Raw genomic sequence first — 14,323 nt, forward strand, 5'->3', positions numbered from 1 at the left:
AGAAAGGCAATAGTTGTTTAGAGTAACTGCAAGAACAGTTCTGGAACTCGGCTCCGAGCTTATCAGTTCGGACGTGATCGCGTTTTATGAGCTTATCAAGAACGGGTTTGACGCGCGAACCGAGAATGGCGTTGAGGTACGATTTAATGTTGTGCTTGGTCTACGAAGCTTCAGCTCGCTTCGCAATCGCTCGAAAGAGCAAGAAGTGCCGCTGGAAAATCTCAAGGAGCGTTGTCTGTCTGAGCTGAACTCATCTGCCACAACGATTTATGACCAAGCGCGGAAACTGATTGCTGCCGCAGACTCGTATGATCAGCTTTCTAAAGCGTTGAAAGAAGTCTATTCGCTAAACACGATCCGCGTCATTGATACAGGGACCGGGATGTCGGCGACTGATCTGGAAGAAAAATTCCTGGTCATTGGCACACCCTCACGAAAGATCGCAGTCGAGAAGTCCGTTTCTGAAGGGCAGAAGAAGCCCGATTTTCTTGGTGAGAAAGGCTTGGGTCGGCTGTCAGCAATGCGATTGGGTGGAACGCTCTCTATCGAAACCGCGCGAAAGAAAGACAGGAAAATCAATCATCTAAAGATCGATTGGCGGGCGTTTGAAGACGTCAATAAGATGATCGAAGACATATATATCAAGGCAAATACGTCTGGAACAAAACCTTCGCCGGACTACTCTGGAACTGTTCTTATTATCTCAGAACTAACATCCGATTGGAACGAAGGACGGATCAAGCAGTTGGCCGCTGCAGATTTTGCTTTTCTGACCAATCCCCTTGCAGATAGTAGAAATCGACCACGAATTGCATTGGTATGGAATGGTGAGCGCATCCCAGTTCCTATGCTTGGAAAAAGCTTTCTCAAGCTCGCCCACGCCAGCATTTGGGGGGCATATACGGTGGGAAAAAGCGGACCCCAGCTTACCCTGAACTTGAAACTCAGAGAGTTGGGTTTTGAGCACCCAATTGTCGAAGAGGAGCTAAGGTTCGGGGAGAAGGATCTGTTTGCAATGATACGCGGCCGGGACGAGGCGATTCCAGAAGATGCGCTGACTGACTTGGGTCCATTCACCTTCGAGGCGCATTGGTACAATAGGCGCCGTGTGAAGGCTGGGGGAGGAATGGATCGCGAGCAGATCCTGAAGCTACACCGTCAATGGACCGGGATCAGAATGTATCGGGATGACTTTCGGGTCTATCCGTATGGGCAGGAGAAGGATGACTGGCTCGGGCTCGATCGTGAAGCCCTTATGGCCAGGGGATACCTCCTCAATAAAATTCAGCTTGTCGGTCAAGTCGACATCAGTCGAAGCGCGAATCCTGGTCTCGTAGATCAGACTAATCGGGAAGGCCTGAGAGAGACCCAGGAACAACAAGCGATGCTGAGGATTGTTCAGTTCTCTATTCAAGACCAATTGCGTAATGCAATGAGGCGTGCGGAGACCAAGTACAAAGCTAAACGTGCAAGACCAGTCGAAGCAAAGACGGAGATCGCAAGGCTCGAGACGAGAGCGCAGAAGGCAATCAGCAATTTGCGTTCAGTCACGACCAACCAAGAACGCGAAACAATAGAAGAACTACAACAAACGTTGCTTGAGTTAACGGAGCTGGCGAAGATCTTGAGAGAAAGAAACGCCGAAGTCGAGGGCGATGCAAAGCTAATGCAAGATATGGCCGGCATAGGACTACTGGTTGAAATCGTCGCTCACGAACTCGCACGGACCTCAGAGCATGCTTTGGAGCGCATTCGGGAAATTCGAAGCACAGCAACGTCGGATGAAGTCGTAACGGGTTTGGATGGGTTGGCAGCTTCGATGAAGAGCATTCACAAGAGACTGCGTATTCTGGACCCATTGAGTGTAAGCGGACGACAAGCTCCTGAGACCTTTTCACTCACCCAACTCATCAGTGAAACCCTTGAGGATCACCAGACTCAGTTCGATAGGCACGGAATTCATCTCAACTATGAACCACCAAAAAACCGCTTCACGACGAAGACCGTCAAAGGCTACGTTGTACAGATATTTGAGAACTTACTTGCAAATTCTGTTTACTGGTTGAGTCTTGAAAAAGAGAAGTCCCCTCTGTTCAAACCTCAGATCAGTGTCAGCATTGTCGGCTCTCCGACCAGAATCATATTTTCTGACAATGGCCCGGGGATCGACCCAGAACATAAAGACCGCATCTTCGATATGTTCTTTTCTTTGAAAGAGAGCAAGAAACGACGCGGCTTAGGTCTATACATCGCTAGAGCCAACGCTATCGCAGCGGGTGGATCACTCGAGCTACAAGAGGAGCCAATCAATGAATTCGGGCGCCTGAATACATTTGAGTACTGCATTTCGGAACATACCTAATGGATATCCAACAGCACGGCGTTGTTACCGCGATAATTGTCGATGACGGTGTAGATCCGTCACCCCTAGTATCCGACCTTGGCAATGTGGATGATGAATGGTCGGTTTTCTGGGCTGATTTGACAGTCGAGGACAAAGAGCTGCTCGATGAGATCTACCCCGAGCACAAGGATCTCGATGCGGAAGCGCTAATCAAAGACCAGACCTTCGTTACGCTAATGTTTGAACGACGGGAGGGATTTTCTGGTAGCGCTCTCGGCAAGGTGTTTGAGGCATTCTTGGGAAATCAGCAGCAAGTCCGGAAATTTATCGGCGCTGCGACCGCTAGGCTTAATGGCATTGGTCTAAAAGTAAGCGAAGTTGGTAGAGATTTTATTGGGGCCGCTAAAGACGCCGATCTCATTATTGTTGATTTGTTTCTTGGATCTGAACAAGCGGAGGGGGACAAAAACCGATCGATAAGTGGTTTGAAAGAAGTCTTGCGCGAGCGATCCGATAACCCGCCCATTGTGATCCTGACTTCTGCACACAACAGCCTTCATGACCTACGCCACGAGTTTCGCGACAAGACGGGGCTACTGGCGTCTGGCTTCCGGACCATCAAAAAGTCGGAAATCGAAGAAGATGGGCACCTCGAGCAGCTTGTCTTCGAACTGGCCGAGCATCGTGGAGATGCGCTGAAGCTGTGGTCGTTCCTGAAATCCTGGGAGACGGGCATCTCACAAGCGCTTCAACGCGCACAAAACGAAGTTCGTAAGCTCGATCTCGAAGACCTTTCTCACGTAAAGCAAATGCTATCCTCAGAAGGTGTGCCATTGGGCGGCTACATGGTCGATATCATGGATGCAGTGCTCGCACATGAGCTGGAGGCAGAGCAAGGCGTTATCGACGCGGCGATCGCACTCAACGCACTTGAGGCAACGTCCTTTCCGCCGAACTCAATCACGGGAAATAAGAACACATTGGAAGTTGTCCGTAAGACTCTGTTTGTCAACGAAAAACGAAGGCAACTTGATCCGAGCAGCGGCTTTCCAGTTTCTTTGGGCGACATTATTGCAATCTCACCGGAAGAAGACGGGCCCGATGTTCGGAGCGGCACAATTTTTGAGGGTGATGAGCGACGTGTTTTCCTCGTATTGACACCCTTGTGCGACCTCGTGCGCGATCCACCGAAGGCTAAGCGCGTCTTGCTACTCGCTGGTATCTTTTATGATCACGGGGCACTCAACTTCAAAGCTGTGGCCAATGGGGTCCATACACCCGTCTTGGATCTGAATGCGGAACTGCGGGGTATTGTTAAATGGGACCTGAAGCATGTTGAGACGATCGGGAATGACGCACTCTCCTCACTTCTATCGGCCGAAGGACCATGCTTTGTCCCGGCCAGGTTGAAGGAGCAAACAGCAATTTCTCTACAGCAAAAGTTGCTCAGTGACCTAGGTCGGGTCGGAGAATTGAAAACTATGCCATCGATGTTCCCGGTTCGGTGTGTGGTGTATTTCACAAACAGCCATCGCGAACTTGTCCCGTTGGCGACGAACCTCGATGGAGTCTTGGTGGGCGAAAGTTCTAATCGACTAGCCTTCGACGCCGCGCACAGGTTTAACTTCATGAAAGAGGTCCGGGCGGCAATCGCGGATGTCTACGAAACAAGCAGAGCGAAACTCGAGTCCACCTTGGCTCCGAGCGCGTTGGACGCTCTGTTCACAACTGGAGTCGATTACAAGTCGGATGTTAAGCCAAAGCCTTGCAAAGTCCCTGGTGATGGGGACGGCGTAGAGATTGGGAGAATCATCATAAATGTATTAGTCGAAGATGCCTTGCCCGATATCGGCCAACGTCAGGGGGCCGGTCTGTTGTTCGCGCTGGATGAGACACCAGCGAATGGTTAGTGTACCGGACTCCATCTCTACCCTGAAGAAATCGTGCGGCCCTTAATCAGGATTTCTTGGCCTACCTCTATTCGATATTGCTCCGGAAAGAAGTGCATCATCCATTGCTTGAGAATTCTCCAGGCGTCAGGCGGACTGATCATTGCTGACTCATCGATATACTCTTCTATCAACTTGGCCGCCTGAGTATCCGAAACCCCTGAACTGCTGGCAGAGACTACTTTCTGGACAACTTCCAGATTCTGGAGCCGAACTGCAACGTATTCCAGGAACTGTTCCTCCGAGTAGCCTTTGGGAGGGCCTAGTGCTCTCAAATCGCGTTGCGCGAATTCGAAGGCCGACCGGACCATTTTGGCCTCGTCAAGTTCGCCGGTATATACCTTGAATAGCCTTTCTGGCGCCGGGCAGAGGGGTACCCATCGAAAACTCGGATCATCGTCGTGCTCAACATCGATCGAGGTTATCTTTGGACGCTGGGCCGCTATGTCTGCGGCTTGTTGCGCGATCTGATCACGCAGTTTGGCTGTCACTGGGACGCAGCTGTTCATCAACGATGTCTCCCACGCTTGGAGCCCAAGCAGATTAGTATCTAGTTCAACAAGGAGTTCGAGATTGGTCGGGAGGCGCCAACCAAGTGCTCGCCCGGTCAGATTAGCGGAGCCGAGGAGACAAGATTGGTCGGCCCTGAAGAATTTGGCATGCAGGTTTGGGTGCCTCCAAAGCTGCGCGTTCGTGCGATTGGTAATGACCTCGAAAATCTCCAAGTCACATACACCGTCCACGATATCTTCGGGCCGCCAACGCGTTACGCAGTCGATATGCAGCCTTGCCGAAATTGGGATGGTGTCCAATACCCGCTGGAGTGCATCAACCTTTATGAAGGGCGCAACGAGGACGACTCGCTCTTTTGCCGATGACACTAGTTCCAGCAGCTGGTCGCCAAGCATCTCACCCGGCATCAATCATCTTCGCCATCGTCGAGGAAGAACCGGGTCATCTTGCCCCACTCTTGACGCATGTCCGATAGGCGTTGCTTGTGCCTGACTTCTTCCATTTCGTAGCGAGCCCAAGCCGAAAACACGATGCGCAGTGTGTCTGAAGCGGTGTGTACCCGGTCGAGCAGCTCCTTCTCGGTGTCTTCTTCGGTGTCCGGGTTCAGCGCCTTTACCAAGTTTTCGTAGAAGGGGTGGTTAGAATTGAAGACCACGTTGGTGACACCGCCTTGGACGCTCTCCACGTTGAAGAACGCATAGCCTTCCATGGCTTTCTCTAGAAAAGCGACCTTGCGCTTTCTGGTAAGGATGGCGTCAGCAATGGCTTTGGCGACGTCGTCGGGATAGTGCTTGTCGTCCTTCAAATCGTCTTCATAGGCGTCCCGGTCTTCGGCTTCGAAATCCTCCGTGTCCCCCGGCGTCTCATGTCCTTCGTCCGCACGTTGGCGGAACTTCGAAGTGACGGTGTCTTCCACGCCTGGCTCTTCATGACGCTTGCGACCACCCGTACTTCGCGTTCCTTTGGTCTGCTGCTCTGTTCTTTTCCTCAGTTGGGTAATCTGTTCCCGGATGTGCTCGACGATTGGGATTAGCAGCGCCCGCGGGTCACCTTCGCTACTCGCCCTTTCGATGAAAGAGGAGCGGCTTTCATTTTCCTCCGCGTCGGCCTTCCAATCATATTGGGCCAGCTGCGAAAAGATCGTCGCACTTTGCTTGTTGTTCGTTACGCCGAAGATTTCGTCGAGCGTGGCAGGGAATTCGACCTCAGCTCCCCACCATCGTTCGGTGGGATCATAGCTGTTGGTCCAAGATGTATCCAAATCGAGTTCACGACCTTCTCGAACGATCGAAAGGCCGAGGTTCTTCATTGCATGTTTGCCGTACGGCTTTGCGCCGCGATTCAGCCCGTCATCTGGCACGGTTTCCGGCTTGGCCCAACTGAACCTGACGAAAACTTTATGCTGCTTGCCTCCAAAATCGATTGTGAACTCTTCGTCGTTCTCGCCCCAACGTTGAAACATTGGAACCTTGTCAAAAGGTTCGGGAGTCGAGGAGTTTGGCATAAGGTAGAGGGGATCATTGACAACCGCCAACCTTCGGCCGGTGTTCCCACCCTCTTCCACCCGTACGAGATGAATGGCGACACGGCCATCGTTAATGAACTTGCGATACATCCGGCCGATGATCGCCTCGGTATTTCGCAGGGTCGCCTCAGCGCCTCGCCATGTAAGTCGATACTCTTCAAATCGCGACCAGACCACGAGTGTACCGGAGGTCCCCAAGATTTCGGACCGTTCGCGCCATTTGGTGGGAAGGGCTGAAGGAGTTGGCGGCGGCACCCGATCTTTCACACCGCTTTGAATGTCAGCGACATCCAGATAGGAATGAATGGCATTGTCCGGCCCGTTCGTCCAAGTCCAGACATCCAAACGGCGACATTGCGAAATTGACGAGTTTGGAAGTCCCATGCCGAACCGTCCAATGCCAGCTCGATCATCCAGGTGAGTGCCGTTTCCAAACTGCAGTGCGATGGCCAATGTTCGTGCGGACATGCCCTTGCCGTTGTCGATCGTGCCGATCTCCTGCAGGCGAAGGCGCTGCTGAGAATTTACCTGTTCGTACTTCTCGACACAGATGAGCTCAACTTCACTGGCGTCAGCCTGAATTGAGTTGTCGATCAGCTCAGCGAGAGCGTATGCGGTATTTCGATACCCACTATCGCGCATCGCTTTTACGGCGAGTTCCGGTGGAATAATGAACCCGGATTCAGTGGTCCCGTCGCTAACAATTTCGTTCATTCCAAACATCTTCCCAATTGCAGAAAGCGTCAGCTACATCTCCGAAGCCGTGCATTTCAGTATCCGTCACCGTGACAATCTCTGAGGTTTCATTTCCCCCAGCTCTTACACCTCGCGTAGCCCGGCCCACCATTTGGCTATAGAGAACCAAGGATTTGGTAGGGCGGGCAATGATGGCCGCGCTCGTTTGCGGTGCATCGAATCCAGTTGTCAGAACGCCATAGTTGAACATCACAATAGGTTCTGGCGCCTGGCTCTTGAAGCGTCGAATTGCCCGTTCGCGAGCCGCCGGAGCGGATTCTCCGGTGACGACAAGTGCTTCGGTGCCGCGTGCGACCATGATGGCTGCCAGCATCCTAGCGTTGGCAACCGATGGGGCAAAGACAATGACGCGGCGATGGGATGACACGAGATGCTCGCACTCTGAAATTATCCTGAGGTTTCTTTGTGTGCTTTGACCTAGTCGCTCCAGAACGTCCCCCGGCACATCAATCGCCTGTGACAGGCCCTTCATGTCCTCTTGTGACAAGTCGAGTCCGGCCTTCACATTCAGAGTCCGGAAGTGCGGACGGGCAAGATAGCCTTCTTCCATCAGATATGTGACTGGGTCGGGGTGGCCTTCGATTTCCAACATTACCTTTTCACGACCGAAGAATTCGGAGAGCTCTTCGTCTTTGCTCAAATCATCCCAGGTTCGTCCGGGAGTGGCCGTAAGGCCAAGGAGACGCGTCGTCGCCCGTTTTGTTGCTAGGGCGTCAAGTACAGAGCGATATGTTGGAGCGATCGCTTGGTGTGCCTCGTCAATGATGACCAAAGATACTCGGTCAGCCAAAGTGAGCAATTCATTCACCGAGTTCTTTTCCAATGCTGACATTTTACCTAAGCCAGCGACAACTAGCCCGTCCTTGGCGTTGGCAAGATCGACACGCTTGTTTCCCCAAAGCCGCCAAAGCCCGACATCCCTGTTGCCAAGGAAGCGCCACGACTTCTGAAACTCATCTGCGGCTTGATCGAGAAGCTCTATGTTCTGTGCGAGCCATACGACCAGTCTCGGCTCACTGGCGCTTAGGTGGGATGCGACAAGGTGCATTGCGGTACGTGTTTTTCCTGCGCCTGTTGGCATGTGCAGGACACCACGGTGGGGGCCCTCGAAGAGCATCCGTTCAGTGCGCCTTGCCGCCACTCGCTGATGCTCAAAGAGCCCATAGCCGACGGGCGCGCGATCATTTCCTGGTAGCTGCGCCCCTGGGGCAGTCGGGTCATCGATGACCCCAAAAAAGGAAAGCAATGCTGGGAAGTGCTCTTCGTCCGACGCGAGCTTCAGTGCATCATCGAAAGGGTTTCGCCCGGCTGGAGTCCCGAGTTTTGTGCAAAGCTCGCGCGCCTTCTTCAGCGGCATCAGAGAAATCACGGAGTCCCGCAACGTATCGTTCTGCAGCGTCTCGGTAGGATCCAGCATGTTCACTGCCAACGCAGTCAATTTCTCTGAAGTGCTGAAACCCGGTTCTAACCCATCCAGAATGTCGAGCATTTCGTCAGGAAGAAGCGCCTTTACCCTCCCGGGCTTCGCCAGCATTAGAAGTTTGGAAAATGCAAGGCCCGGCGAATCCAAATCAATGTCTGTATCGGATGACATGGTCTGCTCGCTGCCCTCTCAATCGTTCTGGAACAATTGCTGGCAGGTTACGGTGGTTCTGAATAACGCGCCACCTTGAAAGCAGAATTTGCTTCCGTTTCGTCATAGAACGCTTGTTGCGAAGGATTAGCATGCTCTCGATCAAGACGGTTGGGTGCGTGAATCAAGTCGGTAGACTAGACAATCCTTACCGTCTGCCTAATCTCCCCAACCTAGAAAGCTGTGCCAGCATCCGAGCGCCAGTTCCGGTCCCGTCGCCGGCAGGAGATGCAGTTGGCCCACCCGCTGTGTTGGGCCGGCTTGGCAACGCTTGCACACCGAAGAATTGTCGCGCTCGAAGGGCTGCGTATTCAGCCCCGGTTGCACCCCCGATGGCGTAACGGTTGTAAACCTGTTGGCTACCTGCCAGCCCTCTGGCGAACGCATAGCTCCCCCCGAACCCTGCCGAAAGTGCCGGCATCATGATGTTGCCGGAAATTGCCCGAACCAAAAAGGGCGTTGCAATGATGAAGCCTTTTGCCATCAGCACCATCATGAAAAATGGGATAAGGGCCCCTATGTTCGAGGCTCCCTCCGGGTCGCCCAGTTCGGCAAGAAGAGCCCGAGAAACCCCCGTGATCGTCGCGAACACGCCAGCGACGACGATCGGATACATCGCAAAGGATATGAGTGCCGAAAGCCAGCGCGCGAAGTAGTCCTTGGTCACCTCGAAAAGGGTCAGGAAGATCATGACCGGCGCAATGCCGATTAGAAGAGCGATCATGAGCCGTGACGCCACAACAATGAACGCTGCCAACCCGCCCAAAATTGAGAGCAGTAGGACGCCGAGCGTGTCCAGCAAGGCACCGGCCATCCAGTTTAGCTCAGATCCCGCCGCGTTCAGATAGTCCCCGAGGGCTGCGATCAGTTCGTCGAATTCCTCTGCAAAGGTACCGGACGGACCTGGTGATCCGCCGCCGACAGAGGCCACAAGGGCCCCGGCAATGCTGTCGATCCCATTCAGTATCGCTGAGGCAAGCGCATTGAACTGGACCCAATTGGCCGCGAAGACTCCTATCAGCCCGACCTTCACGGCCAGCCAAAAGGCAGTTCGGCCGTCCATGGCGCGATACTGGTAGATCATGTTGATGAAGACCAGAATGACAACCAGTGTTGTGCCCAGAACCAGCAACGTGCCCACCGTTGCTGCGACCGCGCCGAATTGCGTCTCGGCAGCGGTATTGAGATAGCCTTCGGCCGTTTCCACGAAGTAGGTGACGACACTCATGGATCCCTACCAGTTTCCAGCGGCTTCGCAGATTGGCATGGCTTTGCGTCGAAGCTCATTTGCTTGGCGCCGGTATTGGGACCTCGCTTCCACGATGTCCCAGTATTCGGACGAGGCGAAACGCTCAACGTATACGCGTTCGGCTGCTGCCCAAGATGGATACCGCGTGGGACATTCACAGCTTTGGGCTTCAACGATGCGTTGCATACTCTGCGCCCGATAGATTTGTTGGATCAGGAGCCGTTTGTGGGACTCGCGTACATCGATGTCTTGCATCCACTGTGGCTCGGGAGGTTGGTCTGGGCAGACATCCGGCTGATTGTCGAGCGTTGGGACCAGGTTCCGCTCGGCCACGCCAGCGGTTGGGCAGAGAGCGACGAGCAGGCCTGCCGTTGCAACGACCCGCATCATTCTGAAGCCGCCTTCGTCGCAACAGTTTCACGCTTCAAGAACGTGGTGTAGCCGTAGTCACCCGCTTCGGCGGTGATGACTTCCCACCCCTCCGCGCCGCGCTCATTCAAGGCGCTTCGCATCGCGTCGTAGTCCTTTTGTTTTTTCACCTCAAAGAACAAGATATCGTATTCAAATGTCTTCATGGGGAAGTTCCAATCTCAGTTGCGCCGGGGAGGTAGAATTCCGTGATGCCGCGTTTGCCGTCATGGCGACCGGCCTGAATGATCACATCGATGGAATTCTCGATGTATTGGATCATGTCCGCATAGGTCATCGGGATCTCGGTCTTGAGCGCGGCAATGGCCAGACGCTGCACGGCCAATTGCGGGGTTTCGGCATGGAGGGTTGTCATGGATCCGCCGTGGCCGGTGTTGATCGCCTCGAGGAAGGTCATGGCCTCCTTGCCGCGCACCTCGCCGAGGATGATCCGGTCGGGGCGCATCCGCAGCGTTGCGGTGAGCAGCACATCGGCGGTCTGGAACTCCGCATCCCGGTTGGCGATAAGGGTCACGGCATTCGGCTGGGTCGGTAGAAGCTCGGCGGCTTCTTCGATGGTGACGATGCGTTCCTCGGACGGCACATGGGAGAGGATCTTGCGTGCGGCGACAGTCTTGCCGGTGGAAGTGCCGCCTGAGACGATCATGTTGAGCTTGTTCTCGACACAGAAGGCGAGGGCGTCATCGATCAAACCGGAGGCCACGACCTCGCGCAGCTCGCGCGTTTTCTCGAGGCGCAGTTCTTCGAGCTTGCGTTCCTTACCGAAGAGAAAGTCGAGTTCGATGCCCTCGAGCGGCAGGCTGGAAAAGAACCGCAGGCTGATCGACATGGCCGAGAGCACGGCGGGCGGGGTGATGACCTGTGCCCGGATTGGGCGATCCCGATAGGTGATCGAGACCGAGACGATGGGGCGGTCCTTGCTCAGGGTGGTATTGGCGGAGGAGGCGATCTGGTTGCCGAGGTCCTTCACGTCCGTCGCTGTTAGCTTCTGGTCCAGGACTCGCATGAAATGATCGCCCTGGAATTCGCCCCAGCAGGTTCCGTCTGGGTTGATGCAGATCTCGATGACATCGTCGCGGGCGGCGGCATCGATCCGGTCGAGCGAAGTCTGGAGATAGCTCAGCGACATCGGTTCAGAAAATCTCCAGATCGCGGTCGACCATCACCGTGACGCGCGCGCCCTGGTCGACATAGATGACGGGCCCGATCGAGAGGTAGTCGCCGATCACAGAGTCGGTGGCATCGGCCAGATCGTCGCCCACGTCCTCGAGAACGTCTGCGGCAGTCTCATCCTGGACCTCGGAGGCGGCGGCACTTGGCGCGGCCGAAATCAGCGAGATCAGGGCGGCTGATCCGAAACGCTCGGCAAAGCGCGTGTCCACGAAACCTGTGACACCGGAACGGCCCAGTTCATCACCTCCGAATGAACTGATCTGGACGGTCTGGTTGTCGGGCAGGATGATCCGGTCCCAGGCAATCGTGACGCGGCGCTGCGCGATATCGACGCCAGCGCGGTAGCGCCCGACGAGACGGGATCCGCGGGGGATCAAGAGGCGCGCGCCATCGACGCTGTAGACATCCTCGGACACCACGGCACGGGTCTGGCCGGGCAGGGAGCTGTCGAGGGCAGTTTCCATGACGGCCTGGATCATGGTGCCCTGGATGATGGTGTTGGAGGGATTGGCGATCACCTCGGCCTGCGTCACGGTGGAGGGCAACGCACCGTTCAACACGAAATCCGTCACCTCACCAAAGGTGCGCTCGGTCAATGCCGTCTCATTCGCTCCGGAGGTACCACCAAAGGCGATGGTCGGTGAGGCGATGCGGCGTTCCTGAAACGCGCGCTCCTCGGCCGCGCGGCGTTCGAGCTCGGCCATGCGCCGGGCCTCTTCCTCACGGCGCATTCGTTCGTCTTCCCGCGCGCGCAGCTCGTCCTCAGACGGCCCCAAGGGCGCGGGAGCAGGGCGGTTGGCTTCGAGCTGGGCCAGCTCGAGATCCATGCGGAGTTGTTCAAGTTCGCGGTCGCGCGCTGTGAGTTCATCCCGGAACTGCTGTTGCGCGGCCTCAGATGCGGCTTGCAAGGCGGCGATCTGTGCGGTCAGCGCGTCGATGGCCTCGGCCGCAGCCGTGTCTTCCTCGACCACGGGTTCCGGCGCATTGCGCAGCTCTTCGATTTGGGCCTGAAGTGCTGCGAGCTGCGCCAGAAGCTCGGCATTTGGTTCCACGGGCTCGGGTGCCACGAGAACCACCTCCGGTTCGGGCGGAGGGAGGGTTTCGATGGCGCCAAATCCGTCCCCTTCGTTCTGGAAGACATCCGGGGTGGCCGTGGGCAGGGCTTCTTCTTCCTCGGACTGGGAGAGCAGATAGAGTAGGGCACCGCCAGCACCGATCACGAGAACAACAACCAAAGCCAGAAGCGGCGAGCGCCGTGGGGCAGGGGATGGACCACCCCCTCTGCCTTGCTCCAGAGCGGCAAGGCGCTTTTCGAGGTCTGTGTTTTCTGTATCGCTCATGATCCCACCCCTGCAGGCGGAGTCGCCTCGATACAGACCACCTCGTCACCGATCCGCAGCACCCATTGCCGGTTCACGCCGGAGACCCGGATCACGCCCTCCCCGGTGGCTTGTGTGTTAACCGTCCGTTCCCGCCCGTTCGCATAGCGGAAGATCGCGGGCACAGGCGCGTTCCGCGGAAACGCGAAATACGTAAACGTTCCATCATCCCAGACGCGTGTCGGCGTGAACTCGGTGCGCGCGCTGGCCCCATAATTGTAGTTGGGGGCTTGGGCCGCGATGGCCCGGGTCAGGAGCGCATCGTCCTCTGGATAGCGGAATTGGACTACATAGAAGGTTGGGCTGCGAGTTTCCTGCACGTTGAAGTAGTAGCTTCGGCGGTTGGTGTAGACCGTTATGTTGGTATGGACGCCGCGCGCCACCGGCTTGATCGCGAAGGCCTGGCCACCGGGGACGCCGTCGATTTCGAAGCCCTCGGTATCGCCTGCGATGATCGAGCGGATGCTCTCGCCTTCGCCAAACTCGACCGTTGTGACATGCGTGAGAGAAACATTGAGGCGATAGACCTGACCCTCCTGGTAGGTGGCCAGCCGCACCCGGCTATCATTGGACCCGCCACGCGGGATGGCCTCGGCCATGGTGAGGCTGGGCAGCAGGGCAAATAGGCCAACAACAAAGAACTTTTTGATCAAACTAATTCTCCAATCTGTCGGAGCGGATGGAATACTCGAGCACGGTGAAGCCGAAGGGGTTAGTCCAGACCTCATCGATGGAGCGGCGGGTCTCGGGGCGGAACTCGAAAAGAAGCGTAGCGGTGAAGAGCCCGGTCTGGACGCCGTTGAGGGACGTAAGCTGCTTGCGCAGGCGCACGGTGGCGCGGTTGGTGCCGATCCGGTTGATGCTGAGGATTTCCACGTCGAGACGGGCGTTGGGGCCGTAAACTGTTGGCGGGTAGTTTGCATTTGCGCTGTTCCAGATCTGACGCAGACCACTTTCGGCAGCGCCGTCAGAGCGGCGGAGCACGCTGCGGATGCGCAGATCGTTGTCGAGCTGGTTATAGATCTCGCGGTCGGTCACGTAGCGGAAGACCTCCGCCTCGATGATGGCCTGGTTGGCGGTGACGGATGTGGCGCCGACGGACGCCTCGGGCAGGGCAAAGCCGGTGGCGGGATCATAAGGCACGACGACCGGCGGTGGATCGACATCGAGGATCGCAACCGCCGCCGCGCTCAGGCACCCGAGTATGCCGAAGATGAGGCCGATGAGCCCAAGGCGCTGCCAGAGCCGCTCCCTTCGGAGCGCCCCGTAAACCAGTTCCTCTTCGATAATCTCTTGTTCACTCGCCACGCGTCACACCCCGCTCTCGGCGTTTCGAAATAAGCGGAATCGGTTCTTCGCTGCCTCTCGCTTCG

Annotated in this window: 11 protein-coding genes; 2 read left to right on the forward strand and 9 right to left on the reverse strand. The window is 55.9% G+C overall.

The window, feature by feature from the left end:
* Positions 1-13 precede the first annotated feature (13 nt).
* Both PGB28_RS19725 and PGB28_RS19730 read left to right on the forward strand, forming a co-directional pair.
* Complete coding sequence (locus PGB28_RS19725) at positions 14-2,362, forward strand: sensor histidine kinase (protein WP_271423246.1); 2,349 nt, start codon at positions 14-16, stop codon at positions 2,360-2,362.
* Positions 2,362-4,254 carry a hypothetical protein gene (locus PGB28_RS19730; RefSeq protein ID WP_271423247.1) on the forward strand — a complete coding sequence of 631 codons (1,893 nt, stop codon included), beginning with the start codon at positions 2,362-2,364 and terminating at the stop codon, positions 4,252-4,254. Before PGB28_RS19725 ends, PGB28_RS19730 begins: the two co-directional genes overlap by 1 nt.
* A 17-nt stretch (positions 4,255-4,271) precedes the next feature.
* Here the strand turns inward: PGB28_RS19730 and PGB28_RS19735 are convergent, their stop codons facing one another.
* The 9 genes from PGB28_RS19735 to PGB28_RS19775 all read right to left on the reverse strand — a co-directional run bounded on the left by PGB28_RS19735 (position 4,272) and on the right by PGB28_RS19775 (position 14,258).
* Entirely contained in the window at positions 4,272-5,201 is a 930-nt protein-coding gene (locus PGB28_RS19735; protein WP_271423248.1) for a phospholipase D family protein, read from the reverse strand.
* Positions 5,202-5,212: 11 nt separating this feature from the next.
* Positions 5,213-7,045 (reverse strand): ATP-binding protein, encoded by a 1,833-nt coding sequence (locus tag PGB28_RS19740; RefSeq protein ID WP_271423249.1) that lies wholly within the window; start codon positions 7,043-7,045, stop codon positions 5,213-5,215.
* Positions 7,029-8,681: a DEAD/DEAH box helicase gene (locus PGB28_RS19745; protein ID WP_271423250.1), complete on the reverse strand. Its 1,653-nt coding sequence runs from the start codon at positions 8,679-8,681 to the stop codon at positions 7,029-7,031. The genes PGB28_RS19740 and PGB28_RS19745 overlap by 17 nt, the downstream gene beginning before the upstream one ends.
* Positions 8,682-8,868: 187 nt before the next feature.
* Entirely contained in the window at positions 8,869-9,948 is a 1,080-nt protein-coding gene (locus PGB28_RS19750; RefSeq protein ID WP_271423251.1) for a type IV secretion system protein, read from the reverse strand.
* Positions 9,949-10,355: 407 nt separating this feature from the next.
* Positions 10,356-10,544, reverse strand: a complete 189-nt coding sequence (locus PGB28_RS19755; RefSeq protein WP_057821914.1) for a hypothetical protein — start codon at positions 10,542-10,544, stop codon at positions 10,356-10,358.
* Positions 10,541-11,527, reverse strand: a complete 987-nt coding sequence (locus tag PGB28_RS19760) for an ATPase, T2SS/T4P/T4SS family (protein WP_271423252.1) — start codon at positions 11,525-11,527, stop codon at positions 10,541-10,543. Before PGB28_RS19760 ends, PGB28_RS19755 begins: the two co-directional genes overlap by 4 nt.
* 4 nt (positions 11,528-11,531) lie before the next feature.
* Positions 11,532-12,911, reverse strand: a complete 1,380-nt coding sequence (locus PGB28_RS19765) for a TrbI/VirB10 family protein (protein WP_271423253.1) — start codon at positions 12,909-12,911, stop codon at positions 11,532-11,534.
* A complete protein-coding gene (locus PGB28_RS19770) occupies positions 12,908-13,549 on the reverse strand; it encodes a TrbG/VirB9 family P-type conjugative transfer protein (protein WP_271423265.1) in 642 nt (213 codons plus the stop codon). The genes PGB28_RS19765 and PGB28_RS19770 overlap by 4 nt, the downstream gene beginning before the upstream one ends.
* Before the next feature lie 55 nt (positions 13,550-13,604).
* A complete protein-coding gene (locus PGB28_RS19775) occupies positions 13,605-14,258 on the reverse strand; it encodes a virB8 family protein (protein WP_271423254.1) in 654 nt (217 codons plus the stop codon).
* Positions 14,259-14,323: the final 65 nt, after the last annotated feature.

The sequence above is a fragment of the Primorskyibacter aestuariivivens genome (assembly GCF_028023675.1).
In the GTDB taxonomy this organism is placed as follows: Bacteria; Pseudomonadota; Alphaproteobacteria; order Rhodobacterales; family Rhodobacteraceae; genus Marinovum; species Marinovum aestuariivivens.